The 25,600-nt window shown below is 64.8% G+C and carries 22 protein-coding genes and 1 pseudogene; 11 read left to right on the top strand and 12 right to left on the bottom strand.

Going from position 1 to position 25,600, the window contains the following annotated elements; translation table 11 throughout:
- Nucleotides 1-96 precede the first annotated feature (96 nt).
- Both CHB97_RS24075 and xth read left to right on the top strand, forming a co-directional pair.
- Complete coding sequence (locus CHB97_RS24075; RefSeq protein WP_143271173.1) at nt 97-1,125, top strand: S9 family peptidase; 1,029 nt, start codon at nt 97-99, stop codon at nt 1,123-1,125.
- 74 nt (nt 1,126-1,199) lie between these two features.
- Entirely contained in the window at nt 1,200-1,994 is a 795-nt protein-coding gene (xth, locus tag CHB97_RS24070) for an exodeoxyribonuclease III (RefSeq protein WP_089290571.1), read from the top strand.
- A 26-nt stretch (nt 1,995-2,020) separates the two neighbouring features.
- Here xth and CHB97_RS24065 read toward each other — a convergent pair whose 3' ends face one another.
- The 4 genes and pseudogenes from CHB97_RS24065 to dnaK form a co-directional block, all read right to left on the bottom strand.
- Complete coding sequence (locus tag CHB97_RS24065; RefSeq protein ID WP_160106221.1) at nt 2,021-3,712, bottom strand: sensor histidine kinase; 1,692 nt, start codon at nt 3,710-3,712, stop codon at nt 2,021-2,023.
- A 120-nt stretch (nt 3,713-3,832) separates the two neighbouring features.
- Nucleotides 3,833-3,976, bottom strand: a pseudogene (locus tag CHB97_RS26230) (IS3 family transposase); the annotation flags it as partial.
- A gap of 141 nt (nt 3,977-4,117) precedes the next feature.
- Nucleotides 4,118-5,263, bottom strand: coding sequence for a molecular chaperone DnaJ (gene dnaJ / locus CHB97_RS24060; RefSeq protein WP_089290569.1), 1,146 nt, complete (start codon nt 5,261-5,263; stop codon nt 4,118-4,120).
- 186 nt (nt 5,264-5,449) lie between these two features.
- Entirely contained in the window at nt 5,450-7,372 is a 1,923-nt protein-coding gene (gene dnaK / locus CHB97_RS24055; RefSeq protein ID WP_089290568.1) for a molecular chaperone DnaK, read from the bottom strand.
- Nucleotides 7,373-7,968: 596 nt separating this feature from the next.
- Here dnaK and CHB97_RS24050 point away from each other — a divergent pair.
- Complete coding sequence (locus tag CHB97_RS24050) at nt 7,969-8,235, top strand: hypothetical protein (RefSeq protein ID WP_089290567.1); 267 nt, start codon at nt 7,969-7,971, stop codon at nt 8,233-8,235.
- 223 nt (nt 8,236-8,458) lie between these two features.
- On the opposite strand, the gene CHB97_RS24045 is transcribed toward CHB97_RS24050, so the two are convergent.
- From CHB97_RS24045 to CHB97_RS24025, 5 genes are all read right to left on the bottom strand, one after another.
- On the bottom strand, nt 8,459-8,686 hold the full coding sequence (locus CHB97_RS24045) for a hypothetical protein (RefSeq protein WP_244559689.1): 228 nt from the start codon (nt 8,684-8,686) through the stop codon (nt 8,459-8,461).
- A gap of 3 nt (nt 8,687-8,689) precedes the next feature.
- Nucleotides 8,690-9,148: a Fur family transcriptional regulator gene (locus CHB97_RS24040; protein ID WP_089290566.1), complete on the bottom strand. Its 459-nt coding sequence runs from the start codon at nt 9,146-9,148 to the stop codon at nt 8,690-8,692.
- A 127-nt stretch (nt 9,149-9,275) separates the two neighbouring features.
- Complete coding sequence (locus tag CHB97_RS24035; RefSeq protein WP_089290565.1) at nt 9,276-10,994, bottom strand: acyl-CoA dehydrogenase family protein; 1,719 nt, start codon at nt 10,992-10,994, stop codon at nt 9,276-9,278.
- A 101-nt stretch (nt 10,995-11,095) separates the two neighbouring features.
- Nucleotides 11,096-12,229 carry an FIST C-terminal domain-containing protein gene (locus CHB97_RS24030; protein ID WP_089290583.1) on the bottom strand — a complete coding sequence of 378 codons (1,134 nt, stop codon included), beginning with the start codon at nt 12,227-12,229 and terminating at the stop codon, nt 11,096-11,098.
- A 6-nt stretch (nt 12,230-12,235) separates the two neighbouring features.
- A complete protein-coding gene (locus tag CHB97_RS24025; protein ID WP_244559688.1) occupies nt 12,236-12,910 on the bottom strand; it encodes an arylesterase in 675 nt (224 codons plus the stop codon).
- A gap of 28 nt (nt 12,911-12,938) precedes the next feature.
- On the opposite strand from CHB97_RS24025, the gene CHB97_RS24020 reads away from it, so the two are divergent.
- The 3 genes from CHB97_RS24020 to CHB97_RS24010 all read left to right on the top strand — a co-directional run bounded on the left by CHB97_RS24020 (nt 12,939) and on the right by CHB97_RS24010 (nt 16,812).
- Nucleotides 12,939-13,652 carry an ABC transporter ATP-binding protein gene (locus CHB97_RS24020; RefSeq protein ID WP_089290563.1) on the top strand — a complete coding sequence of 238 codons (714 nt, stop codon included), beginning with the start codon at nt 12,939-12,941 and terminating at the stop codon, nt 13,650-13,652.
- A complete protein-coding gene (locus tag CHB97_RS24015) occupies nt 13,649-16,252 on the top strand; it encodes an ABC transporter permease (protein ID WP_089290562.1) in 2,604 nt (867 codons plus the stop codon). Before CHB97_RS24020 ends, CHB97_RS24015 begins: the two co-directional genes overlap by 4 nt.
- Before the next feature lie 134 nt (nt 16,253-16,386).
- A complete protein-coding gene (locus CHB97_RS24010) occupies nt 16,387-16,812 on the top strand; it encodes a PilZ domain-containing protein (protein ID WP_089290561.1) in 426 nt (141 codons plus the stop codon).
- A 112-nt stretch (nt 16,813-16,924) separates the two neighbouring features.
- Here the strand turns inward: CHB97_RS24010 and CHB97_RS24005 are convergent, their stop codons facing one another.
- Nucleotides 16,925-17,911: an adenosine kinase gene (locus CHB97_RS24005; RefSeq protein WP_244559687.1), complete on the bottom strand. Its 987-nt coding sequence runs from the start codon at nt 17,909-17,911 to the stop codon at nt 16,925-16,927.
- 129 nt (nt 17,912-18,040) lie between these two features.
- Between CHB97_RS24005 and CHB97_RS24000 the strand changes: the two genes are divergently transcribed.
- Nucleotides 18,041-18,736: an EI24 domain-containing protein gene (locus tag CHB97_RS24000; protein ID WP_089290559.1), complete on the top strand. Its 696-nt coding sequence runs from the start codon at nt 18,041-18,043 to the stop codon at nt 18,734-18,736.
- 98 nt (nt 18,737-18,834) lie between these two features.
- Complete coding sequence (locus CHB97_RS23995; protein ID WP_089290558.1) at nt 18,835-19,581, top strand: polymer-forming cytoskeletal protein; 747 nt, start codon at nt 18,835-18,837, stop codon at nt 19,579-19,581.
- Between the two features lie 78 nt (nt 19,582-19,659).
- Here the strand turns inward: CHB97_RS23995 and CHB97_RS23990 are convergent, their stop codons facing one another.
- On the bottom strand, nt 19,660-21,099 hold the full coding sequence (locus CHB97_RS23990) for a DUF2125 domain-containing protein (protein ID WP_089290557.1): 1,440 nt from the start codon (nt 21,097-21,099) through the stop codon (nt 19,660-19,662).
- Between the two features lie 100 nt (nt 21,100-21,199).
- Here CHB97_RS23990 and CHB97_RS23985 point away from each other — a divergent pair, with 100 nt between their 5' ends.
- The 3 genes from CHB97_RS23985 to CHB97_RS23975 all read left to right on the top strand — a co-directional run bounded on the left by CHB97_RS23985 (nt 21,200) and on the right by CHB97_RS23975 (nt 25,314).
- A complete protein-coding gene (locus CHB97_RS23985) occupies nt 21,200-23,764 on the top strand; it encodes a helicase-related protein (protein WP_089290582.1) in 2,565 nt (854 codons plus the stop codon).
- Between the two features lie 2 nt (nt 23,765-23,766).
- Nucleotides 23,767-24,657, top strand: a complete 891-nt coding sequence (gene prmC, locus CHB97_RS23980) for a peptide chain release factor N(5)-glutamine methyltransferase (protein ID WP_089290556.1) — start codon at nt 23,767-23,769, stop codon at nt 24,655-24,657.
- 210 nt (nt 24,658-24,867) lie between these two features.
- Entirely contained in the window at nt 24,868-25,314 is a 447-nt protein-coding gene (locus tag CHB97_RS23975; RefSeq protein ID WP_089290555.1) for a DUF4167 domain-containing protein, read from the top strand.
- A 58-nt stretch (nt 25,315-25,372) separates the two neighbouring features.
- On the opposite strand, the gene CHB97_RS26715 is transcribed toward CHB97_RS23975, so the two are convergent.
- Nucleotides 25,373-25,600: hypothetical protein (locus tag CHB97_RS26715; protein WP_211098334.1), on the bottom strand; the 228-nt coding region annotated here is incomplete at its 5' end.

Here is a 25,600-nt window from a genome sequence, read left to right as displayed (position 1 = left end):
CGCAGGCCACAAGGGGGCTGGATTCCCCATCGATAATCTGTTGAAAATTTCCTGAGCGAATTTTTGTGCGGTGCCGAAGACGAAAAGGCGGTGGCAATGGGACAGGGTCGGCGGGGCTGGCTTCTTGGCGCGGTGCTGCTGGCATCGCTGGTTTCCACCCTGCCGGCGGCGGCACAGGCGCCGCTGATCGCTGACATGCCCTGGCTGACATCCCATGCGGTGAAGCAGGGCAAGCGGGAGATCACCTATTACCGGGCCGATCATGGCGCAGATAAGCCGACCATCCTGTTCATTCAGGGCTCGGGCTGCGACAGTTGGTTTGAGCGGGAGGATGATGGCACGCTGGAACCGCGCACCAATGCCGCCACCATCATTCTGGACCGGCAGGATATCAACGCGGTGCTGGTGGAGAAGCCGTTCAGTAATGATGAGGATGCCGACCGTGGGGATGATTGCAGCCCCGCCTTCATCGCCGATTTCTCGGCCGACAGTTGGCAGGCGGCGCTGTCGGCTGTGCTGACCGATGTGCGCCGCACGCTGCCGCCCGATGCCGCCCCGGTCATGCTGTTCGGCCATTCGGAAGGGGCGGATATGGCGGCCTATCTGGTGGGGGCCGACCCTGACATTGGCAGGGCCGCCATCATCGCCGGCGGCGGCCTGGATATCCTGTTCGAGATGACCAGCTTTGCCTATATCGGCGGCGGCTGGACCGGGGTGCGGGAGGAAGAGGCGGGCAAGATGTCCGACCGGCTGCGCGCCATCATGAATGGCAAGGGTCGGGATGATGAAATCCTCTGGGGTTCCAGCCTGCGGCAATGGCGTTCCTTCCTGCGCCGCCCGCCGGGGCTGGAGCTGCTGAAAAGCGATGCCAGCCTGTTGCTGGTTGGCGGCACGCGGGACAAGGACGCCTCCATGCTGGCGATGGAAGCGTCTTATGCCCTGCTGGTGGCGGGGGGGCATGATGTCACCATCTGGCGGCTGGTGGGGGCCGATCACCGGCTGATGGCGCGCGGCGACCGCGCCGAAACCCGCCGCCATTATAATCAGGCCATCGACTGGCTGATCGGCCGCAAACTGGTGGTACAGGACAAGGGCGCCATCCCCGCCAATGCCACGGTGCAATAGCCGGTGGACAGCGGCGGGTGCCACGGGTAAGCCTTGTGGGAACTTTTCCCGAACATCGGTAGAGGGCTGCCCCCGTGCGTATCGCCACCTGGAACATCAATTCCGTCCGCCTGCGCATCGATCTGGTGATGAAGCTGCTGGACGAACAGGCCCCCGATGTCCTGTGCCTGCAGGAAACCAAGGTGGTGGACGATGCCTTCCCCCGCAATGCCTTCAAGGATCGCGGGTACGAGCATATCCATATCCATGGCATGAAAAGCTATAATGGCGTGGCCATCCTGTCGCGCCTGCCCTTTTCCTCCCGCGATATCCGCCATTCCTGCGGGAAGGAGGATTGCCGCCACGTGCTGGCCACGCTGGAAAACGGGGTGGAGATCCATAACCTCTACATCCCCGCCGGCGGGGATATCCCCGATCCGGCGGTGAATGACAAATTCGCCCACAAGCTTCAGTTCCTGGCGGAAATGCAGGAATGGTTCCTGGCCAACCGGACCCCGGATCAGCCGATGATCCTGGTCGGCGATCTGAATATCGCGCCCCTGGAACATGATGTCTGGTCGCACAAGCAGTTGCTGGATGTGGTTTCCCACACCCCGATCGAGGTGGAGAAGCTGACCGCCCTGCAAAACAGCCTGAACTGGGTCGACGCGGTGCGCCATTTCGTGCCGCCCGACCGCAAGCTCTATAGCTGGTGGTCCTATCGCGCGGCGGACTGGAACGCGTCGGACAAGGGCCGCCGGCTGGATCATGTCTGGGTGACACCGCCGTTGGCACCGAAGCTGAAGGGGCAGACCATCCTGCGCGACGCGCGCGGCTGGGAACCCAAGCCCAGCGACCATGTGCCGGTGATTGTCGATCTGGAGATGTGAGGGAGGGCGGGAACGGCACTGTCGCCTTAAATTCCCTCACCGATCATTTCCGGCCGGGCGGGCAGGCGCACGGTGACCAGGGTGCCGTGGTCGGGCTGGCTGTCGATGGACAGGCTGCCCCGGTGCAGGGCCACCAAAGCCTGTGCCACCGGCAGGCCCAGCCCGGTGCCCTGCCGGTCGCGGCTCAGATGCGAATGCACCTGGCGGAACGGTTCCAGTGCCAAGGCCACTTCCTCTGCCGTCATGCCGCAGCCGGTATCGGCGACGCGGAACAGCACATGGTCGGGGCCGTCCGCCAGGGCGGACAGGCGTACCGCACCGCCGGCATCGGTGTTCTTCACCGCATTGGTCAGCAGGTTCAACAGAATCTGGCGCAGTTTCAGCGTATCGGCCACCAGGGCGGGGACCGGCTGTTCCACACTGGCCCCCAGTTCCACCCCGCGTTCGGCCGCCAGGGCGCGCAACATGCGCACACATTCCAGGCTCAGCGCCCGCACATCCACCGGTTCGGCATGGAGTTCCATCCGCCCGGCCTCAATCTTGGCCAGATCCAGCGTGTCATTGATCAGGGCCAGCAGGTTCAGCCCGCTTTTATGGATGTCATCGGCATATTCGGCATAGCGCGGATGGCCCAGCGGGCCATGCAGGCCCGACGCCATCACCTCGGCAAAGCCGATGATGGCGTTCAGCGGGGTGCGCAACTCGTGGCTGGCCACGGCCAGGAACTGTGACTTCACCGCACTGGCATGTTCCGCCTCCGCCCGCGCCGCACGGGCCGCCGCCTCGCTCTCCTGCAGGCGCAGGATGTAGCGGTTGACCAGCAGGGCCAGCAGCAGCAGCAGCAGGCTGCCGATCAGCCCCTGTGCCAGCATCTGGTTGCGCGCTATGCGGTAACCGCGCAGGGCCGACTGCATCTCATAGCCGACGGCCACCACCAGCCCCGTGCCTTCCAGCCTTTCATAGCTGGTAATGCGCAGCGTACCATCCACGGCACTGCGGCCATGCACCACCCCGCGTGGCTTCTCCCGCGCGGCCCGCACAATGGTCGCCCCGGGAAAGGTGGCACCTACGGCGCTGCGATTCTCGCTGCCACGGGCATAGATGGTGCCATCCATATCCAGCAACGTGGCCACGCCGCCCAGATCCAGGTCCATCTGGCTGAACAAGCCAGAGAAATATTCCGACAGCACGTCACCCACCACCACCGCCCTTATTGTACCATCGCGCCCTTCCACCCGCACCCAGAAGGGGATGGATGACATCAGGGGGGAGCGGCCGACAATGGGCTTGCCAAAACCGATGGCGCGGCTGCCGGGCGCGGTGGCGCGCTGGAAATAGTCGCTGTCGGCAAAATCCATGCCCAGCACGGCAGTGCGGGTGCTGTCCAGCACCCGGCCGGTGCCGTCCAGCACACCCAGAAATTTCGACACGCTGTCCATGCCCGGCACCCGGCGGCGCATCTGGTCCAGGTGCAGCGGCTGGTCGGCGGCCACCCGGTCGGCCACCTCCATCAGCAATTGCTGCACCTGGCTGAGCGTGCGGGTGACATGCTGGGCGAAGGCGCGGGTCAGATTGCCGGTGTCCCGCTCAGCCGAGGCAACGGCATCGGCATAGGACAGGCGAATCTGCCAGCCGATCAGCAGCCACAGCCCGCAGAACAGGGCGACACAGAGCAGATTGATCCCCGCCCGGCCGCGCGGTACGGCGGATGGCTTCATCCTGCGAACGGGGACGGCAAGGGGGCTGACCATACCGGATGGGTAGCACGAAATGGCCGTTTCCGCCATCCGGTGGAACCTCATCCCAAGAGCCATGGATCATGGCTCTTGGTGTTTACCCATTCCCTCAATCGTCGGCCGCTTCCATTGCGCGATCATCGTGTGGTGGATCGCGTATTTCGCCGCCAGTCCCGCCAGGGTCTGTTCACCCTTGATCGCCTCAAGCGCCTCCCCCGAATAACGCTTCCGCGTTACCTTGCTCATAAATCCTCGTCCTTCCAGCAGACGGGATTAGCTTATCATCCTGTCCGATCAGACGGGGCCTCCTCTGTGTGGCGATGGCAACGGTCACTGCCACACCAACGATCATCCCTGATGATCGTTGGTGTTTCGCACGCCTGCCGATCAATCCTTCAGATCGGCCCAGAGTTCCTTGACCTTGGCGAAGAAGCCTTCCGATTCGGGGTTATGGCCGGCCTCGGCCTCCTTGTCGAACTCCTTCAGCAGTTCCTGCTGACGCTTTGTCAGGTTCACCGGGGTTTCCACCACCACCTGGATATACATGTCGCCGCGCGCCGGGCTGCGCAGTACGCTCATGCCCTTGCCCTTCAGGCGGAACTGGTGGCCGGTCTGGGTGCCGGCGGGCACGCTGATCTTGGCGCGGTTGCCGTCGATCGTCGGTACTTCCACATTGCCGCCCAGGGCCGCCACTGTCATCGGGATCGGCACCCGGCAATGCAGGTTGGCCCCGTCACGCTGGAAGAAGCGATGCGGTGCCAGGGAAAGGAAAATATACAGGTCACCGGGGCTGCCGCCGCGCAGGCCCGCTTCCCCCTCACCCGCCAGACGGATGCGGGTGCCATCCTCCACGCCCGCCGGGATATTGACCTGCAGGGTCTTTTCCTTGCGCACGCGGCCCTGGCCACCACAATGGCGGCAGGGATCCTTGATGACGCGTCCGGCACCGCCGCAGGTGGGGCAGGCGCGTTCGATGGTGAAGAAGCCCTGCTGGGCCCGCACCTTACCCGCCCCGTTACAGGTGGTGCAGGTGGTGGGGCTGCTGCCCGCCTCCGCCCCCGACCCGCCACAGGGATCGCACATCACGCTGGTGGGCACGCGCACCTGGGTGGTGTTGCCCTTGAAGGCATCCTCCAGGCTGATTTCCAGATTATAGCGCAGGTCGTTGCCGCGGTTATTGCTCTGGCCCGGGGCGCCGCCGCGGCCGCGGCCCATGAATTCGCCGAACATCTCATCAAAGATGTCGGCGAAACCGCCACCGAAATCAAAGCCGCCCGGCCCGGCGCCAGGGCGCCCGCCACCACCGCCTTCAAAGGCGGCATGGCCGAACCGGTCATAGGCGGCGCGCTTCTGCTCGTCCTTCAGGCAGTCATAGGCTTCGCTGACTTCCTTGAATTTCTGCTCGGCCGCCTTGTCACCCTGGTTGCGGTCCGGGTGGTACTGCATGGCCAGCTTGCGATAGGCCTTTTTCAGGTCATCCGCGCTGGCGGATTTCTGAACGCCCAGAACATCATAATAATCGCGCTTCGACATGGCGGCCTCAAGCCCCTTCCCAACCGGTCCGGCTGCTCACCATGGTGTGCTGCTGCCGGATCCGCAACATTCCAACATCTGACATGCCCTGTCCCTTCATGCAACAGGCCCGCCCGGAGATTTCCGGGCGGGCCCGCGCTTTCTGGACCGGCGGTCCCGCCCCCTGATCAGGGGAAAGGCTGGCGATCAGCCCTTCTTGCGGTGATCGTCGTTGACTTCCTCGAAGTCGGCATCGACCACCTTGTCACCGGCGGGCGCGTCATCATCGGACGGGCCGGCGCCGGCGGCACCGGCGGGGCCTTCCTGGCCGGCCTTGTACAGCGCCTCACCCACCTTCATGGAAGCCTGGGCCAGGGCGTCCGTCTTGGCCTTGATGGCGGCGGCATCCTCACCACCCAGCGCCGACTTCAGGTCAGCGATGGCGGCTTCCACCGCGCTCTTGTCGGCGGCGGCGATCTTGTCGCCATTTTCCGACAGGGTGCGCTCGGTGGAATGGATCAGGCCGTCAGCGTGGTTGCGGGCTTCCACCAACTCCTTGCGCTTCTTGTCCTCGGCGGCGTGCGCCTCGGCGTCCTTCACCATCTTGTCAATGTCGGCATCCGACAGGCCGCCAGAAGCCTGGATGCGGATGGTCTGCTCCTTGTTCGTCGCCTTGTCCTTGGCGGACACATTGACGATACCGTTGGCGTCGATGTCGAAGGTCACTTCGATCTGCGGCACGCCGCGCGGGGCGGACGGAATGCCCATCAGATCGAACTGGCCCAGCATCTTGTTGTCGGCGGCCATTTCGCGTTCACCCTGGAACACGCGGATGGTCACGGCCGACTGGTTGTCCTCCGCCGTGGAGAAGACCTGAGACTTCTTGGTCGGGATCGTGGTGTTACGGTCGATCAGGCGGGTGAACACACCGCCCAGCGTCTCAATCCCCAGCGACAGCGGGGTGACGTCCAGCAGCAGCACGTCCTTGACGTCGCCCTTCAGCACGCCGCCCTGGATGGCCGCACCGATGGCCACCACCTCGTCGGGGTTCACGCCACGGTTCGGCTCCTTGCCGAAGATCTGCTTCACGGTCTCAATGATCTTCGGCATACGGGTCATGCCGCCGACCAGGATCACCTCGTCAACCTCGGAAGCCTTCAGGCCGGCATCCTTCAGCGCCGCTTGGCAGGGGCCGACGGTGCGGCGCACCAGATCTTCCACCAGGGCTTCCAGCTTGGCGCGGGTCAGCTTGATGTTCAGGTGCTTCGGGCCGGACGCATCGGCGGTGATGAAGGGCAGGTTCACTTCCGTCTGGATGGAGCTGGACAGCTCAATCTTCGCCTTCTCAGCGGCTTCCTTCAGACGCTGCAGGGCCAGACGGTCCTTGCGCAGGTCGATGCCCTGCTCCTTCTGGAATTCCTCGGCCAGGTAATCGATGATCTTGCCGTCGAAATCCTCACCGCCCAGGAAGGTGTCGCCGTTGGTGGACTTCACCTCGAACACGCCGTCGCCGATTTCCAGGATCGACACATCGAAGGTACCACCACCCAGATCGTACACGGCAATGGTGCCGGCACCCTTCTTTTCCATGCCATAGGCAAGGGCGGCGGCCGTCGGCTCGTTGATGATGCGCAGCACTTCCAGGCCGGCGATGCGGCCGGCATCCTTGGTGGCCTGACGCTGGCTGTCATTGAAATAGGCGGGCACGGTGATGACGGCCTGGGTGACCTTTTCACCCAGATAAGCCTCAGCGGTTTCCTTCATCTTCTGCAGAATGAAGGCGCTGACCTGGCTGGGGCTGTACTTTTCACCATGGGATTCGACCCAGGCGTCGCCATTGCCGCCGGAGACGATCTTATAGGGAACGAGGGCGGCGTCCTTCTTGGTCACCGGGTCGTCATAGCGACGGCCGATCAGGCGCTTAATCGCGAACAGCGTATTGTCGGGGTTGGTGACGGCCTGGCGCTTGGCCGGCTGACCGACCAGACGTTCGCCGCCCTGCGTGAAGGCGACCATCGACGGGGTGGTACGCGCACCTTCGGCATTCTCGATGACCTTGGCCTGCGTGCCTTCCATAACGGCCACGCACGAATTGGTGGTGCCCAGATCGATCCCGATAACCTTGCTCATGACGACCTCTCGTTTCCGGCAGAACGCCCGCGGCCCGATCATCTTCCGGCACCGCAGGGGCGATCCCCATGGGTTTTGCTGTATCCATATATGGCCGCAACCGGCCAAACCCCAAGGGTCCGTGATCGGCCCCTGGTGCAAAGCAGATATAGGCACCTGTTGCGCAAGCTGCAACTGGCAGCTTGCGGGTCCGCTCTGTTTCCCGGCCTTGCCACCCTGACGCGGCCTTTCCGATGGCGATCCTTACCCCCGAGTCGGGACAGTCAACGTCATAGGACTGACACAACAATATAAAATAGTATGAGTCTTCCGTTAAGGGAAATGGGGAGACACACAGGCAGCATACAGGAGAAACCAGGAGATTTGTCTGGTGCACAGACTGCCCTTATCAAGGGTTTCCAATAAATCCTAAGGCGAGAGGTCACCCCTGAACCAGTTCAACCAGGGTTTGTTTGCATACCGTTAAAACAGGTGCTATTGTTAATATCGTTAAAACGAAATATTAATACGTTTACAGCTATCAAAATAGATGGATTTTATGTAAAGTCATGGAAGTGAGGTAATCAACAAGGCCAGATGACGGCTGGGGGACTCATATGACTTATGCAAACCAGATGCTGATCGCCGAAAATAGCAGCAGCAACCGCGAACAAGAGGTGGCGATCGCCATCAAGCGCTGCCTGGAAAGTCTGGTGGTGGATGCAAAGCGCAGCCAGATGAAGGACTTGGCAGAATTTCTGGCCCTGGCTGCCCTGGCGGCGGACGATGCGGCCCGGGCGGCGGCCCGCACGGCACCGCGTGCAATGCCCACCCGTTCCGCCTTCGCTGACCTGAGCAACAGCCGGATCGTCGGCAACTGCTGATAGGTAAAATGGCGGGTGTTCTTTGCTGTTTTTCATCCGCCTGAACAGTGGCGGATAAGGTTTTATTTGATAAAAAGCAGAAATGCAGAACTGATATCAACCGCCGTTGATTATACCAACGGTCAAGAATTTTGACCGTTGGTACGGCGGCGCCTGCCGCCGCGCTGCTTGGTAGCGACGTAGCCAATCCAGCGGAGGCTGGTGCCGCCGGTATTATATCAGATCAATGGCGGCGGCCGTCGGCGATCCAGTAGGAGACAATGCCGGCGGCATCGGGCTCTGTGCTTTCCGGGTGATACCATCGGTAAACCGCCAGGGCGGCATCCAGGCAATAAGGTTCCGGCGCGCCGCTGGCGCGCATTTCCCGATAGGCGCGGGTGACGGCGGGGCGGCAGCAATCGCCATCCCCCGCCATACCCCCGTCACTGCCCCCCGTGCCGCAACGGCGCATGGCTTACATCTTCTTGGCAGCGGCCAGACCACCGGCCTGCGGCTGGCTGATCGGGCGATCCTTGCGCACGCCGTACAGTTCCAGCCGGTGGCCGATCAGCTTGTAGCCCAGCTCATCGGCGATCTTCTCCTTGATGATCTCCAGATCCTCATTGGAGAATTCCACCACTTCACCGCTCTGCACATCGATCAGATGGTGGTGATGTTCGTCGCGCGCCTCTTCATAGCGGGCGCGGCCATCGCCGAAATCCAGCCGTTCGATCACGTTCGCCTCTTCAAACAGGCGCATGGTGCGATAGACGGTGGCGATGGAAATATGCGGATCGATCTCAATGGCCCGCCGGTAAACCTGCTCCACATCCGGGTGGTCCTGGCTGTCGGACAGGACGCGGCTGATGACGCGGCGCTGTTCGGTCATCTTCAGGCCCTTCTGGACACAAAGCTGTTCGAGGCGGGATGGCATGGGTCGGCTCCGGAAAACGGTCAGCGGCAAATGGTTCCGCCAACATATGGACGAAAGTTTCGGCGAAGGGGAGGGGGTACGGCAACGAAAAAGGATGTGGAAACAGCCATGCCGTTCCCGTTGACCGTCAATCCACCGGATCATAAGCCAGAACGGCGTCGAACTCGGCATTGGCCGGGTCGATATCTGCGCTGATCGGGTCGGCCTTGCCCAGCACCTTGCGCACGAAGCGGCAGGCGACCAGCCATTTGCGCCGGTCGCCCAAGGCCAGGTCGGCCACCGCCTCCTCACATAACAGGGAGGCCGCCGCCGTGTCGGCCAGCAGCGTCAGCAGGCGGCGACCATGGCGCGGCCCCTGGCCGGGATTGCGGCGCAGGAAGGCCAGTGCCGCGCGGCATTCCTCCAGCGCCCCTTCCAGAATGGCGGTCACGTCATCGGCCGCCGGTTCACGGTTGGGGCTGGGCAGGTCGGCCAGGATGGCGCCCATCCGGGCCAGGAAAATCTGGTCGCCGGCCCGCTTGCCCGCCACCAGTCGCAGCAGTTCCAAAGCCTGGATATTGGCCGGCCCTTCCCAGACCGACACCACCAGACAATCGCGGTAGAAGCGCGATGTCGGCATTTCGTCGGTATAGCCGTTGCCGCCGACGATCTCCACCGCCTGCCGGCAGGCCGTCACCGCCTGTTCCGCCGTGCGGTATTTGGCCAGTGCTGTCACCAGCCGCAGCCAGTCATCCCCCTGATCGGGATCGGCCAGATGGGCATCAAAGGCGAAGACCGACTCGAAGGACAGCACGGTGGCCGCCTCCAGCTCCATCTGCATGTCCAGCAACTGGTCCTGCACCATCGGGTAATGGCGCAGTGTGTGGCCAAAGGCGGTGCGGTGCCCGGCCCAGCCGGCGGATTCCAGAAAGGCGCGGCGCAGCAGCCCGGCGGAACCGACGGCATTATGGATGCGGCTATATTCCAGGGCCGCCATCATCGCCTTCAACCCGTCGGGCGGGGCCGCCACCTCCAGGGCGAAGGCGCCCTCCAAATCCAGTTCCGCCGTGGCCAGCCCGCGCGTGCCCGCCTTTTCCTTCAGGCGGCGGGTGCGGTAGTGGTTGGGCGTGCCATCCTCCAGATGGCTGGGCACCAGATAGCAGCCCAGCCCGCGCCCGCCCGGTTCCGCCCCGTCGGGCCGGGCCGTGGCCAGCGCCAGGCCGGACCCGGCATTGCTGGTGAACCATTTGATGCCATGCAGCCGGAACCCGTCATTACTGGCTTCGGCCCGCGTGGTGCTGGCCCCCACATCCGACCCGCCATGCAGTTCGGTGGCCCAGGTGCCGCCGGACAGGGCTTGGCCATCCATCCGCACCAGTTCGGGCAGGTACCGCCCGCGCACGGCCGGCGGGGCCAGCCGGTCCAGCACATAGGCCACCGCCCCCGTCATGGTGACCGGGCAATGGATGGAGATATCCGCCTGGGAGAGCATATAGCCCATGGTGAAACAGGCGGTATGGGAGGGGGCCCCCGTCGGCCCCAGCCCTTCCGGCTGATAGGCCAGCCCCACCGCCCCCCGGCGATAGGCCTCCGCATGGCAGGCGCGGTAATCCGGGTTCAGGATGACGCGGCCCTGCCGCTTGCCATCAACATCATAGGCATCCAACCGGGGCGGGGCGAATCGGTCGGTATATTCGGCCTGTTCATCCAGCGGCCCGCCGGCCCAGGCGCCAAATTCCGACAGGCGCCCTTCATGGGCTTCCAGCACATGGGGGCTGCGGCGTTCCAGCAACCGGATCAGGTTGGTGTCGCTGTCGAACAGGTTGCTGCCGCGCGCGGTGCGCGGATAATCACTGTCGCTGGTCATCGGCGTTTCCCCTTGGTTATCCGCAGGATGGACCAAGGGCGGCCGCGGCGAAAGGGGCTTGGCGTGGAGAGGCCGCGCCGGTCACCTTCCGCCGCGGTGGCTTACAAGAACAGCGTCAGCACGCCGGTATAGCCATAAAGCTGGGCATTCGAAATCTCCCCGCCGGCGAAATAGCCGGTCAGGGGGAAATCCCCCAGATGCTGGCGGATCAGGCCCAATTCCACCCCGTCCGTGCCGAACAGGTTGCGGCCCCGCGCCACGCAGCTGATATAGATGCCGGCCTGCACCGGGCCGGACAGGCGGCGTTTCACCTGTTCCAGCATCCGTTCCAGGTCCGCCAGGGCGGCCTCGCGGTCACGGCGGCAGAACAGGATGGATTGGCCGGTATTGAGATTTTCCCCAATGGCGATCCAGCCGCGTTCCAGATCAATGGCGGTCAGATTGCGCATCAGGTAATCGCCGCGATCAAAACCCTGGATGGGCAGGCCGGCAAAGACCAAGCCGCCCACACGCCGCAGATCACCGGCCAATTCGGGGCCGATATCCTGCTTGAAGACCTCCAGCGCCGGCTTGCCGTCAATCTCCATCACCACATGCTTTTCCGCCCGCGTGATGGTGTGGATGCCGCCCAGAACTGTTGACCCTTGGGTCAAACCTGTCACCACCGGAACGTCGGCATCGAACAGCACACCGCCCACACCCTCACCACTGACCAGCGGGCCGGCGGCCAGTGCCTGTTCCCCCCGTGATGCCGTCAGCCCGCCGACCAAAAAGCAACCGGTGCGCCCGGCCAGATCGGTCAACAGGTCGGGCAGGCGGGCATGGCGCGGGTCGCCATGCACCAGCCCCAGCAGGGGCGCATGGTCACGCAGCCAGGGTTCCAGGCTGGACAGCGGTGCGGTGGCGTCGGTCAGCGGCGGCAAGGCGGCAAAGCTGCCCTCCTCAAACCGGCCCAGCAGCACCGACACGGCGGGCTGATCGAACAGTTCCACCGATCCGGCACAGACACCCAGCCCCACCGTGCCCACCCAGTCGCGCACGCCGGTAACACCGCGCAACAGGGTGACGATGCTGGAAAACTGGTCGGCCAGCGCATCGGTGACATAGACGATGCCCAGATTGGCACCGGGTACCAGGGTCAAGCCATCCAGGCAGGCCTTGGCGGCCTGTGACCAGTCCGGCCCGATGCCCAGGCTGCTGGCAAAGCGGGGGGTATCCGCCGGCAAATCCTCCATGATCACTCAACCTGCCTTCTTCATCTTGTCCAGCACAGCGGTGACGCTGGGCAGGATATTGCGCACGATCACCGCCACACCTTCCTGTGTCGGGTGCATCCCGTCTTCCTGGTTCAGTTTCGGGTCCATCGCCACCCCTTCCAGGAAGAAGGGATAGAGCGGCACATCATGCTGTTTGGCCAGTTCGGGATAAATGGCATCGAAGCGGCGACCATAATCCGCCCCCAGATTGCGCGGTGCCATCATGCCGGCCAAAAGCGCCGGCACGCCGCGTTGTTTCAGCTTGCTCAGGATCTTGTCCAGGTTTTCCCGCGTGGCGGCGGGGTCGATGCCGCGCAAGCCATCATTGGCCCCCAGTTCCACGATCACCAGATCGGGCTTGTCCGCCAGCAGCCAATCCAGCCGGGCCAGCCCGCCCGCCGTGGTTTCACCCGACACGCCGGTGGGCGGGGCAACGACGTTATAGCCCTTATCCTTCAAGGCCTTTTCCAGCTGACTGGTGAAGGCGGCGTCGCGCGGCAGCTTGTACCCGGCGGAAAGGCTGTCCCCCAGCACAATGATCTTGGTGGGGGCGGCCTGTTGCGCTGGCGCCGGGGGCGCCATGGCGAACATAGTGAAAAGAAGCAGCCCGAAGGCGGCAACAATCCGGTTGAATAAACCCACACCGGGGCCATATCGCATCACACTATCCAACACGCGGGATTCCCTCATGGCGCAGCCCATTTCTCCGGCCGAGTCCGTTGTTGCCCTTCGGCAGGTCCACCTTAAGCTGGAGAGTGAGGCCGGCCCCGTCAACATCCTGAAAGGTATCAATCTGGTAGTGGGGCGGGGTGAACGCGTGGGCGTGGTGGGGCCCAGCGGGTCCGGCAAATCCTCCATGATGATGATTTTGGGCGGTTTGCAGCCGCCCAGCAGCGGGTCGGTGCAGGTGAACGGCCATGAACTGACCCGCATGGGGGAGGATGATCTGGCCCGTTTCCGCCGGGATGAGGTGGGGATCGTCTTCCAGTCCTTCCACCTGATCCCCACCATGACGGCGCTGGAGAATGTCGCCATCCCGCTGGAATTTGCCGGCTTGCCCGATGCGTTCGACCGCGCCCGGCGCGGGCTGGAGGCGGTGGGGCTGGGCCACCGGCTGACCCATTATCCAGGCCAGCTTTCCGGCGGTGAACAGCAGCGCGTGGCCCTGGCCCGCGCCTTCGCCCCCGAACCGGCCCTGCTGCTGGCCGATGAACCGACGGGCAATCTGGATGGCGATACCGGGCGCAAGGTAATTGACCTGATGTTCGGCATGGCCGAACGCCACGGCACCACCATCGTGCTGATCACCCATGATCCGGCCCTGGCCGAAAGCTGCGACCGGGTGATCCGGCTGGTGGATGGGCTGATCGTCGATGACCGGGCGGGGAGTGTCGCACCATGAGCGTGACAACCCTGCCAGGACAGGCGACGGGCGGTCGTCCTGCCGCCGGGCCGCTGGGCCAGCTTGCCATGGCGCTGCGCATTGCCCGGCGGGAGTTGCGCGGCGGCCTGTCCGGCTTTCGCATCTTCATCGCCTGCCTGGCCATTGGCGTGGCGGCGATTGCCGCCGTGCAGTCCATTTCCGCCGGCATCACAGACAGCCTGCAAAGCGATGGCCGCGCCATCCTGGGCGGCGATGTCTCCGCGCGCATCCTCTATCGGGAAGCGACGCCGGAACAGTTGCGCTGGCTGGCCGATCGGGGGGAGGTGCTGACCAGTGCCGAGATGCGGGCCATGGCGCGCGATCCCGCCGATAGCGGGCAAAGCGCGCTGGTGGAACTGAAATCCGTCGGCCCGGCCTATCCGCTTTACGGTGAATTCCAGATTCAGGGGGCGGATGGCCAGCCGCAGGTGGTGGATGTGCAATCGCTGCTGGCGGCGCGTGACGGCACCTTTGGTGCGGTGATTGAGGATACGCTGGCCACCCGGCTGGACCTGAAGACCGGTGCCAAGGTGGCAGTCGGTGAATTGACGCTGGAGGTGCGGGGCATCATCGCGGCCGAACCGGACAAGGCGGGTTCCGGCAGCTTCTCCCTTGGCCCCCGCATGATGGTGTCAGAAGCGGCCCTGAAACAGACGGGGCTGATCCAGCAGGGCAGCCTGATCACCTGGTCCTATCAGGTGAAGCTGAACAATGGCGTGACGGTGGATCAGTTCCGCGATCAGGCCAAGGCGGAAATGGCGGACGCCAACTGGCGCCTGCGTGATTACACCAACGCCGCCCCCGGCCTGACCCGCTTCATCGACCGGCTGGCCCTGTTCCTGACCCTGGTGGGGCTGACGGCCCTGCTGGTCGGCGGGGTGGGCGTGGGCAATGCCGTGCGCGCCTATATGGATACCAAGTCGGCCACCATCGCCACGCTGAAATGTCTGGGCGCGCCGGGCGCGCTGATCTTCCAGGTCTATCTGATCCAGATTTTGGCCCTGGCATCGGTTGGCATTGCGATCGGCCTGATCGTCGGGGCCATTGTGCCCCTGTTGGCGGGCCAGGCCCTGGCGGGGCTGCTGCCCATTACCGCGCGCATCGGGCTTTATCCGGGGGCGCTGGCCATTGCGGCGGGGTTTGGCTATCTGACGGCCATCTGCTTCTCGCTCTGGCCGCTGGGCCGGGCGCGGCAGGTGCCGGCGGTGGCCCTGTTCCGCGATCTGGTGCAGAAGGCCCACGGTCGTCCCGGTGCGGCCTATCTGGCCGGAATTGCCCTGTCCGGCCTGGCGCTGGCGGGGCTGGCTGTGGGGACGGCGCGGGAACAGCTGTTCGCCGCCGGCTTTGTTGCCGGTTCCCTGCTGGTGCTGGCGGCCTTCTGGGGGGCTGGCTGGCTGATCACACGCGGGGCGCGGGCGCTGGGCCGGCCCAAGCGCCCGGTGCTGCGGCTGGCGCTGACCAATATCCACCGGCCCGGCAACCCCACCAGTGCGGTGGTGCTGTCGCTGGGGCTGGGCCTGACCGTGCTGGTGGCCATCGCCCTGATCGAAGGCAATTTCCGCCGCGAGGTGCAGGAGAAATTGCCCGTCGACGCGCCCTCCTTCTTCTTTGTCGATATCCAGGGCGATCAGGCGGATGAGTTCCGCCAGACGGTGATGGCGGTGCCCGGTGCGCATGACCTGAACATGGTGCCCAACCTGCGCGGCCGCATCGTGGCCGTGAATGGGGTGGAGGCCGAACAGGCCGTGAAGGACAAGGCCAATGCCTGGGTGCTGAATGGCGACCGGGGTGTCACCTATCAGGCGGCTGCGCCCAAGGATGATGTGGTGCTGGCCGGCCAATGGTGGCCGGCGGATTACCAGGGCCCGCCCAAGCTGGCTATTTACAAGGACATCGCCACCACCTTCGGCATCGGCCCCGGCGACCGGATGACCCTGAACATCCTGGGCCGCGATATTGAGGGCGAGGTGGCCGTGGTGCGGGAGATCGACTGGGAGAGCATCGGCATCAATTTCACCCTGATCTTCTCCCCCGGTGTGCTGGAGGCGGCGCCGCAGACCTATCTGGCCACCATCATGGCCGATCCGGCCTCAGAAGCCACAATCCAGCGGGAGGTGGCGCGGCGGTTCAGCAATATCAGTGCGGTGCGGGTGAAGGATGCGCTGGAAACCATTTCCGGCATCCTGGGCAATGTCGGCGTGGCGGTACGGCTGACGGCGGCGGTGACGCTGGTGGCCGGTACGCTGGTGCTGGCCGGGGCCATTGCCGCCGGGCACCGCCGCCGCGTCTATGATGCGGTGGTGCTGAAGGTGCTGGGGGCCACGCGCGGCACGGTGCTGCGTGCCTTCCTTCTGGAATATGGCTTGCTGGGGCTGGTGACGTCGGCCTTTGCCGGGCTGCTGGGCACGCTGGTGGCCTGGGCGGTGCTGACCAAAGTCATGGATTTCGGTTTCACCTTCCTGCCGCAGTCGGTGTTGTTCACCACCCTTCTTTGTACCGGCATCACGCTGACATTGGGCTTCATCGGTACTTGGCGGGCGCTGGGCCAACCGGCAGCACCCTTGTTACGCAATGATTGATGCGACCGGTTTTTGCTTGTTTTAACCTTGCCGCCCCATGATGCTGTTGCGGCGGCATCTTCACCGGAGATGCCGCCTACAACCGTCATGGTGAATGGTCATTAAACAGGCCTATCAATAAGCGGGGTTCGGGGATGGAAACGGTGGACGAGGCGCTGAACGCCAAGCTGATTGCCTGCTGGCAGGCGGCACTGAATACCGACGACCCGGATGAAAGTCAGCGCTGGGTGGATATGGCCGAATGGTTGAGCCATCGCGGCGACACGCCGATGCCACCGCCTGAACCGGCCACCAGCAGGCGGCGGGTGAGTGATGAGCGCCGCCGCTTCCCCCGCGTGCCCGTGCGCAGCCCCGCCTTGCTGGCCCTGGAAGGAAGGGTGCTGCGTGGGGAAACCCTGAACCTGTCCCGCACCGGCGCCTGTTTCATCTTCACCGATCAGAGCGATCTGGGCGAGGGGGAGAGCGGCAGCTTCACCGTACAAGGCTGGCTGGAGGACCGCCCGGCCCTGGTGGTTGCCGTGGAGCCGGGAATGCTCCGCCTGCGGTTCGCGGAGCGGTAACATCAAGCGGGGAACGTGAAATGCCCCCCGCTTGATCGGCGCATGATGGCTGCATACGCGCGTGAGAGCTGCCTTGATCAGGGCCGCAGGGTCTGATCAAGGCAGCGCGCTGTCACAGACCCTTTGCCTTCACCAGTTCGGCCAGATTGGCTTCCGAGCGGGCACCGTAATGGCTGATGATCTCCCCGGCGCAGATGGCGCCCAGGCGGGCGCAGCTTTCCGGGTCGCGGCCATTGGTATAACCGAACAGGAAGCCGGCAGCGAACAGGTCGCCCGCGCCGGTGGTATCCACCACCTGGGCCACCGGTTCGGCATTCACATGGACGCGCTGGCCACCGGTGAAGACATAGGCGCCCTGTTCGCCCTTGGTCAGCACGGCCACTTCCACATCGCGCTGGGCGGCGGCGGCGGCACTGTCGAAATCGCCGCCGTAAAGGGCCGTGATCTCGCTTTCATTGGCGAACAGAATGTCGATATGGTCGCGCACCAGTTCCAGGAAGCTCTCATGGTGGCGATGCACGCAGAAGGCATCGGACAGGGACAGGGCCACCTTGCGCCCCGCCTCATGCGCCAGCTTGGCGGCCTTCAGGAAGGCTTCCTTGGCGGCCGGCGGATCCCACAGATAGCCTTCCAGATACGTCACCTTGGCCGACTGGATCAGCGCCGGGTCGATATCGTCCGGGGTCAGCAGCTGACAGGCACCCAGGAAAGTGTTCATCGTGCGGTGCGCATCCGGCGTGACCAGGATCAGGCAGGTGCCGGTGGGCGTGCCATCAGTCAGGTCGGGCGTATCGAAGCGCACGCCGACGGCGCGGATATCGTGGCGATAGACCTTGCCCAACTGGTCATGCGCCACCTTGCCGATGAAGGCGCCCTTGCCACCCAGGCCGGCAATGCCGGCCATGGTGTTGCCGGCCGACCCGCCGGACATTTCCAGCCCCGGCCCCATCTTGCTGTAAAGCTCTTCCGACTGCGCGGCATCGATCAGACGCATCCCGCTTTTCGCCATGCCATTGGCGGCCAGGAAAGCCTCATCGGCCTTGGCGATCACATCCACAATGGCATTGCCGATACCCACGACATCATACGCAGTCGTCACGAACACTCTCCAACCAAATAGGGAAATTGAGGCGGAGTATAGACATGGCGGGCCTTGCGGCAAGTGCAGCCTGATACCCATATGAACGCTTGGAACGCATGGATGGCTGACGGGGACGCTTAAATCGTGATGTTTGCCCACCTGACACGCGCCATCCTGCAATTGCCGGACAAGGCGTTCACCCGCACCATCATCCTGTCCATCCTGGGCAGCCTTGTGATGTTTGCTCTGCTGCTGGCCGGGTTCGGCTGGGCGCTGACCCATACAAGCTTCTTCGATATTCCCTGGCTGGATACGGGGATCGATCTGCTGGGCGGGCTGGCTGGGCTGTTCCTGGCCTGGATGATGTTTCCCGCCGTCACCGTGGCCATTTCCTCCCTGATGCTGGATGGCATTGTGGACGCGGTGGAGCGCCGGCATTACCCGCATATGGGCCCGGCGCTGGAAATCCCGCTCTGGCGGTCCATTGCGGAAAGTCTGCGCTTTCTGGGGCTGGTGCTGTTGTTGAACTTGGTGGCCCTGCCGCTCTATTTCGTGCCGGTGGTCAATCTGGTCGTCTTCTATCTGGTCAATGGCTATCTGATCGGGCGGGAATATTATGAACTGGTGGCCGTGCGGCGGCTGAACAAACCGGGTGTGCGCTGGCTGCGCTCCCGCGAGAAGCTGAGACTTTTTGCGGCCGGCGTCATTATTGCCTTTATTTCGTCACTGCCGATCGTGAATCTTGTCGTGCCCGTCGTGGCCGCAGCCTTCATGGTGCATCTTTTTGAACAGATCCGCCGTTCATTGCCGCCGGAGGCGGCTGCGCATCGGCCGGAGATGTGATAACCATTTGCAGGTTCGGCCACCGGGGCGCCAACACCGCCCGTTGAAGCGAGATCAGGGACTTTTCCACCATGTTCCGACGCCAGAAACCGCCTTCCATGCCCGTCAAGCCGGAACCGCCCCCGCCCGCTCCTGAGCCGGCGCCGGCCAGCGGCGGGGGCCCCGGTTTCGTGGCGGCGGTGGAACCACCCGCCCCGCAGCAGGCGCCGGCAACCCCGGCGGCCGGGGAACGTGGCGCCTATTCGTCTTTCGTCAGCCCCACCCCGCCCAGCACGGGTTCTGAAACCAGCACGAGGCCATCGATGAACACGCCCTTTTCCACCAGTCCCGCCCCCGGTACGGCTCCCGGTGCGGCGCTGAAGTCGGATATTCCGCGCCGCGTGGTGGATATTCCCGGCACCCCGCCCAAGCGCACCACCCCCAGCACGGACAGCGCCACCCCGGCGACGGAAATGCGCAAGCTGATCGTCGGCCGCGACATCAGCCTGTCGGGTGAGATCGCCGCCTGCGACGTGCTGGTGGTGGAAGGCACGGTGGAAGCCAAGCTGCGCGACGGCCGCATCGTGGAAATCGCCGATACCGGCCTGTTCAAGGGCTCGGTGGAAATCGACGATGCCGATATTGGTGGCCGTTTCGAAGGCGACATCACCGTGCGCGGCACTTTGCGGGTGCGCGCCACCGGCAAGATCCAGGGCAATATCCGCTATGGCACGCTGGAAGTGGAAAATGGTGGCCAGCTCTCCGGCACCGTGGAGGTGCTGACCGGCACCGCCGCCAAGGCCCCGGCGCCGGCTCCGGTCTATAATCCGGCCCCGATCCTGGCTGATGGCGGTCTGGTGGATTAATTTCGCCCGAGCTGCCGTAAAGAAAAACCCCGCCCGGAGCCACCGGGCGGGGTTTTTTGTTTCATTGCTGCCCGCCCCTTACCGGGTCAGCAGGCCGGCCACATTCTGCATGTCATTGCCATTCAGCATGATCCGGCCGTCGGGCAGGATTTGCAGTTGATAGCGATGGGTGATGCCATCGGCCCCCTGTTCCGGCTGGCCCAGCCCCTGCACCGCATAAAGTGCTATGGCTGTGCCGGCCGCCTTGGCCCCGCCACTGGCCTGGATGGCGGCGATCAGCCGGTCAATGCCGGTCATCGACAGATCGGCCTGCCCAGTCAGGCCGCGCGGGTTCTGGCTGGAAAACTTGAATGCACCATTACCGGTCACGGCCGTTTGCGGGCTTTTCAGCGAAAGCCGGTCAATATTCAAGCTGGAGCCGGCGGCCTGCATGGCGGTGAACATATGGTCGCGTGCCGTCTTGCGTGGCCCGTCGCTGCTGTCGCTGGCATAGGTGGCCAGCAGGGCCAGCAGCGGGGCTGGTGGCAGCCGGCTGCCATTGAGCGCGATATCGGCGCTGGCGGGCACCAGGGCGGGCTCGATATCGGCCCCGCGCCGGTCCAGCCCGGCATGGCGCCAATCCAGCCGCATTCCCGCCCGGTCGCCGGACAAGCCATCCAGCGCCAGGGTGCCGCCGCCGCTGTCCAGCTTGGTGCGGCGGCCATCATTATGCACCTGCTGATAGCCTGCCAGATCAAGCTCCAGCTTCAGCGCCGTGGCCAGCCGTTCCATCTGGTCGGCCGTGGGCAGGCCACCGCCCCGCCAGACGCGGCTGACCTGGGCGAATTTGGTCAAATCCAGCCCCGCCGCATCGCCGCGCAGGCGCAGCTTCTGCAGGGTGATCTTCTCCATCCCCGTGGGGGCCTGAAAATTCAGCCCGCCCAAGGCCAGATTGAAAATCCCCGTCCAGGCGTCACCGGTCACGCGTGCCGGGTCCAGTTTCAGGGTCAGGCTGGCCAAGTTGAACAGGCCGCCGCCACTGGTGGGGTGGAAGGCGACATTGGCCAGCGACAGGTCGGCCGCATTCAGCAGATAGCCGTCCGCCGACCAGCGGGCGCGCAGCTTCTGCTGACCGATGGTCAGGTCACCGGCGCGGAAGCCGCGTTCACTGAACACAGACAAGGGCTGGGGAATGCTGGCCTCCACCTCCCAGCCGCCATCGGGCAGGGGCTTCACCTCCGCTTCCACCACCGGGGCTTCCAGCAGCCAGCCGCCATCGGTCAGCACCCGCAATTTGGGCAGGCTGACGGCATAGACGTCGCCCTGGGCCGTCACCTGCACTTCCGGCACCCGTTCCAGGCGGAACTGGTCCGGCTCGCTGCTGGTGGCGGCACCCAGCCGGTCCTGGATCAACCGTTCCAGATTGGCGGCACCGGCCGGCGTGGCCTGGGCCAGAACCGCGGGGGCCGGCAATGACAGCCCGGCCAGCAACAGCAGGGCGGCGGCGGGGCGGGTGATATGGCGGAATATCTGTCGCATGGAACCTGAGATGGTGGGCGTGCGTGGCGATTCTATGGCGGGTCTGGGGCCATCGCGGGGCCTCTTGCATTATCGCGCCGGCCCGCCCATCCATAGGGGCATGAACGCGCATCCGCCATCCGCCCCTGCGGGCCCCCCGCTTGCCACCATCCAGGGCCGGGTGACCGCCGTGCTGGGCCCCACCAATACCGGCAAGACCTATCTGGCGATGGAGCGGATGGCCGCCCATCGCACCGGCATGATCGGCTTTCCCCTGCGCCTGCTGGCGCGGGAAAACTATGAAAAGCTGGTGAAGCTGAAAGGGGAGGCGCATGTCGCCCTGGTGACGGGGGAGGAGAAGATCATCCCCTCTTCCCCGCGTTACTGGGTCTGCACCGTGGAAAGTATGCCGCTGGACCGCAACGTGCAGTTCCTGTGTGTGGATGAAATCCAGCTGTGCGCCGATGATGAGCGCGGGCACATTTTCACTGACCGGCTGCTGCACGCGCGCGGCGGGGAGGAGACGATGTTCCTCGGCTCCGACATGATGCGCCCGCTGATCCAGAAGCTGATCCCCAAGGTGGAGATCATCTCCCGCCCCCGCTTCTCGCAGCTGACCTATGGCGGGCACAAGAAGCTGACCAAGCTGCCGCCGCGCAGCGCCATCACCGCCTTTTCGGTGACGGAAGTGTATCAGTTGGCCGAAATGGTCCGCCGCTCGCGTGGCGGCACGGCGGTGGTGATGGGGGCGCTGTCTCCCCGTACCCGCAATGCCCAGGTGGCCATGTATCAGGCCGGCGACGTGGATTATCTGGTGGCGACCGACGCCATCGGCATGGGCCTGAACATGGATGTGGACCATGTCTGGTTTGCCCGCCTGTCCAAGTTCGATGGCCATCGCCCCCGCCGGCTGACCGCACCGGAAGTGGCGCAGATCGGCGGCCGCGCCGGCCGCCACCAGAGTGATGGCACCTTCGGCACCACCTGGGACTGTTCGCCCCTGGATGAACAGACCATCCAGGCCGTGGAAAACCATGAATTCCAGCCGCTGACCAACCTGACCTGGCGCAACTCTGACCTGGATTTACGCTCCGTGGAGGGGTTGATTCGCACGCTGGAGGCGCGGCCCCCCTCGCCGCTGCTGCTGCGGGCCCGCCCGGCCGATGACCAGTTGGCCTTGCAGGCGCTGGCCCAGGATGGCGAGTTGATGGGGCTGACCCGCCGGCCCGGCGGGGTGAAGCAGCTTTGGGAGGTCTGCCAGATCCCCGATTTCCGCAAGACCATGACGGATGCCCATACCAAGCTGCTGGCCCAGATTTATCACCATCTGATGGCGCCGGGCGGGCGGCTGCCCACCGATTTCATCGCCGCCCAGGTGCAGCGGCTGGACAAGGTGGAAGGCGATATTGATGCGCTGGTGGCCCGCATCGCCCATGTGCGCACCTGGACCTATGTGGCCCACCGGCCCGACTGGTTGAAGGATGCCCGCCACTGGCAGGGGCTGACCCGCGCGGTGGAGGACAAGCTGTCCGACGCGCTGCATGAACGGTTGACCCAGCGCTTTGTCGACAAGCGATCGGCCGGGCTGGTGAAGGTGCTGCGCGACGGGCGCGACCTGCTGGGCCATGTCGATACGGCGGGCGTGGTGATGGTGGAGGGGCACCGCGTCGGCGCGCTGACGGGTCTGTCCTTCACCATGGAAGCCGATGTGGGGGAGGATGACCGCCCCACCCTGATGACCGCCGCCCGCCGCGTGCTGCGGGAAGAGGTGGCGCGCCGGATGGCAGCCCTGGAAGCGGCAGGGCCGGACACGCTGGCGCTGGGCAGCGACGGGGTGCTGCGCTGGCAGGATGTGCCGCTGGCCCGGCTGGCACCGGGCCGCGACCTGCTGCACCCCGATGTGCGCCTGTTGCGCGATGATCTGCTGGATGGAACGCAGCGTGACCGGACACGACAAAAGCTGCTGGATTTCGTGCAGGAGCGGATAAAGCGTGACCTGTCCGCCCTGTTGCGGCTGCGCGATGCCGATCTGTCCGGCCCGGCGCGCGGTATCGCCTATCAATTGGCCGATGCGGCAGGGCAATTGCCCCGCCCGGTGCTGGACCCGCTGATTGACAGCTTGGACAAGCCCGCCCGCAAACAGCTTTACGATCATGGGGTGCGGCTGGGCTTCAGCCGCGTCTTCCTGCCCGCACTCGCCAAGCCACGCCCGGCCTCCCTGCTGGCCCTGCTCTGGTCCGTGCGGGAAGGGGCGCCCCTGCCGGCCCCGGTGCCGCCGCCGGGGCGGATTTCCGTGCCACGCGGGCCAGATGTGGCCGATGGGTTGCTGCTGGCTGCCGGCTATCTGCCGGTGGGGCCGCGCGCCATCCGCATGGATATGGTGGATCGGCTGGAGGCTGAACTGGCGCGGCGCAGCGGTGCCGATGGACGCTTGAGCGATCTGGCCGGGCTGGCCCCGCTGGCCGCCTGTGGCAATGAGGAAGTGCCGGGCATTCTGGCTGCCCTGGGCTGGCGTGAACGCCGCCAGCCGCCCCCGGCAGAGGGGGAGGCACCATCGCCGCCCGCCTGGGTGCGCCGCCGCCCCACCCAGGCCAAGGCGGAACGCCAGCGCAATGCCCCGCCGGTGGATGAAAACCACCCCTTCGCCGCCCTGGCCCGGCTGCGGGAAGCGGGATCAAGGAAATGAGCATGTCGGACGAAGTTGAACTTTCCCCCCTGCTGGCGGCGGCAGAGGCAAGGCTGGCAGCGCTGGGCGTGGAGGAGGCGCGGCTGGACCTGCTCTATCTGGCCGAAGCGGCCTTTGGTATCCCCACCAACCGCCTGCGCCGGCCACAGGGCCTGCGCGTGCCAACGGACAAGCTGGCGCATTTTGACGGGCTGGTGGAGCGGCGCGCCGCGCGCGAACCGGTGCAGCGCATCCTGGGCAATTGGGAATTCTGGGGCCTGGAACTGCTGCTGGGGCCGGAAACCCTGATCCCCCGCCCGGATACGGAAACCCTGGTTGAAACCGTGCTGAAACGCCGGCCAGGCCGTGACCGGTCATGGCGTATTCTTGATCTTGGCACCGGGACAGGGGCCATCCTGCTGGCGCTGCTCTCTGAATATGGCACGGCCTTCGGGGTGGGGGTGGATTTGTCGCCCGATGCTGCCGCCGTGGCGCGGGGCAATGCCCAAAGGCTGGGCTTGGGGGACCGCGCGCAATTCCTGGCAGGAGATTGGGCGACGGCGCTGGGGGGAGGGGGCTTTGACATCATCGTCTCCAACCCGCCCTATATCCCCGATGCCGATATTGCCGGTCTGCAGGTGGAGGTGGCGCGGTTCGAACCCTGGCGGGCGCTGGCTGGCGGGCCGGACGGGCTGGGCCCTTACCGGCTGCTGCTGCCCGATCTGGCGCGGCTGGCGGCCCCTGCTGCGCTGGTGGCGATGGAGCATGGGGCGGACCAGGGGCCAGCGGTGGCGGCCCTGTTCCGCGCCGCCGGATTGGACAAGGTTGCCACCATTTGTGATCTGGGCGGGCGTGACCGCGTGGCGGTTGGTGAATGGCCAGCCCCGGCCAATGAAAAAAACCTGTTGGAATAGGCCGCAACACCCGCTAGGGTCCGGCTTATGCGGCAGCCGCGCGTGGGGCGCCTGCCGACATGACAGCCCTCGGGACCAGGGCTTGGGGCGTGCCCATGGGGGCATGGGGTCAATATGCCCCCTGAAAATGGTCAATCGCCAAGAACAGGCATGGGCCAGAACGCCGACAGTCCGAGGGCAGGAAACTCCAGGGGCCAGAGCACAAAACGAATGAGACAAGGACCGAATACACGGCGTTCACGCGGCCGCGGCGGTAATAATGGCGGCGGCAGCAACGGTGGTAACGGCGGCGGCGGTGGCAATAATAATGGCGGCAATCGCCGTCAGAACGGGCCGCAGCGGCAGCAGAATTACGACAGCAATGGCCCGGATGTACGCATCCGTGGCAATGCTTTCCAGGTTTATGACAAGTATCAGGCGCTGGCGCGCGATGCCCAGGCGTCTGGCGACCGCATCGCGGCGGAGAATTATCTCCAGCATGCGGAGCATTATTTCCGCATCATGTGCCAGATCAACGAGCAGGAAGCCCGTCAGCGCCAGAACAACCCGCGCTATGACAATGGCCCGGCCGGCAGCGGACCCTTCGAAGGTGAAGAGGGCGATGACGGTGACGAGGTTGATGGCAACGAGGCCGAACAGGAACAGCCGGTCGCCTGACCGGCTTTGCCTTCACGTCTGATGATTGCCCCGGGATGGTGGCGCCATCCTGGGCTGGCTATTTTTTTGCCATCGGTCCCCTGGCCCCGATGGCGGCAGCGCGCTGTACCGCAAAAGCAAAGCTGGTCGAGGCAATGCCCTGCAGCTTTTTGCAAAGCAATAATGTTGCAAAACAAAACTCGCCTTGATGGCTAGTACTACAGTTGCGTTTGTTGTAATCGATAGTGGACGAGAGCGGCGTTTGCCTGATGTCTTCGCCTCCAGAGTGACCAGTCGAGGACGGCGT

Origin of the sequence: Azospirillum sp. RU38E (genome assembly GCF_900188385.1) — a bacterium.
Lineage (GTDB): Bacteria > Pseudomonadota > Alphaproteobacteria > Azospirillales > Azospirillaceae > Niveispirillum.
Note: the sequence above shows the minus strand (reverse complement) of the source record. Positions and strands in the feature narration are given on the sequence as shown.

Excerpts from the sequence above, each read along its gene's own strand:
- CHB97_RS24045 (WP_244559689.1), bottom strand. The coding sequence starts at position 8,686 with ATGCGCCGTTGCGGCACGGGGGGCAGTGACGGGGGTATGGCGGGGGAT.
- CHB97_RS24000 (WP_089290559.1), top strand. The coding sequence starts at position 18,041 with ATGTTTGCCCACCTGACACGCGCCATCCTGCAATTGCCGGACAAGGCG.
- dnaK (WP_089290568.1), bottom strand. The coding sequence starts at position 7,372 with ATGAGCAAGGTTATCGGGATCGATCTGGGCACCACCAATTCGTGCGTG.
- CHB97_RS24050 (WP_089290567.1), top strand. The coding sequence starts at position 7,969 with ATGACTTATGCAAACCAGATGCTGATCGCCGAAAATAGCAGCAGCAAC.
- CHB97_RS24015 (WP_089290562.1), top strand. The coding sequence starts at position 13,649 with ATGAGCGTGACAACCCTGCCAGGACAGGCGACGGGCGGTCGTCCTGCC.
- CHB97_RS23975 (WP_089290555.1), top strand. The coding sequence starts at position 24,868 with ATGAGACAAGGACCGAATACACGGCGTTCACGCGGCCGCGGCGGTAAT.
- CHB97_RS23995 (WP_089290558.1), top strand. The coding sequence starts at position 18,835 with ATGCCCGTCAAGCCGGAACCGCCCCCGCCCGCTCCTGAGCCGGCGCCG.
- CHB97_RS24030 (WP_089290583.1), bottom strand. The coding sequence starts at position 12,229 with ATGGAGGATTTGCCGGCGGATACCCCCCGCTTTGCCAGCAGCCTGGGC.
- dnaJ (WP_089290569.1), bottom strand. The coding sequence starts at position 5,263 with ATGTCGAAGCGCGATTATTATGATGTTCTGGGCGTTCAGAAATCCGCC.
- CHB97_RS24020 (WP_089290563.1), top strand. The coding sequence starts at position 12,939 with ATGGCGCAGCCCATTTCTCCGGCCGAGTCCGTTGTTGCCCTTCGGCAG.
- CHB97_RS24035 (WP_089290565.1), bottom strand. The coding sequence starts at position 10,994 with ATGACCAGCGACAGTGATTATCCGCGCACCGCGCGCGGCAGCAACCTG.
- CHB97_RS23990 (WP_089290557.1), bottom strand. The coding sequence starts at position 21,099 with ATGCGACAGATATTCCGCCATATCACCCGCCCCGCCGCCGCCCTGCTG.
- CHB97_RS23985 (WP_089290582.1), top strand. The coding sequence starts at position 21,200 with ATGAACGCGCATCCGCCATCCGCCCCTGCGGGCCCCCCGCTTGCCACC.
- CHB97_RS24075 (WP_143271173.1), top strand. The coding sequence starts at position 97 with ATGGGACAGGGTCGGCGGGGCTGGCTTCTTGGCGCGGTGCTGCTGGCA.
- prmC (WP_089290556.1), top strand. The coding sequence starts at position 23,767 with ATGTCGGACGAAGTTGAACTTTCCCCCCTGCTGGCGGCGGCAGAGGCA.
- CHB97_RS24065 (WP_160106221.1), bottom strand. The coding sequence starts at position 3,712 with ATGAAGCCATCCGCCGTACCGCGCGGCCGGGCGGGGATCAATCTGCTC.
- CHB97_RS24010 (WP_089290561.1), top strand. The coding sequence starts at position 16,387 with ATGGAAACGGTGGACGAGGCGCTGAACGCCAAGCTGATTGCCTGCTGG.
- CHB97_RS24025 (WP_244559688.1), bottom strand. The coding sequence starts at position 12,910 with ATGCGATATGGCCCCGGTGTGGGTTTATTCAACCGGATTGTTGCCGCC.
- CHB97_RS24040 (WP_089290566.1), bottom strand. The coding sequence starts at position 9,148 with ATGCCATCCCGCCTCGAACAGCTTTGTGTCCAGAAGGGCCTGAAGATG.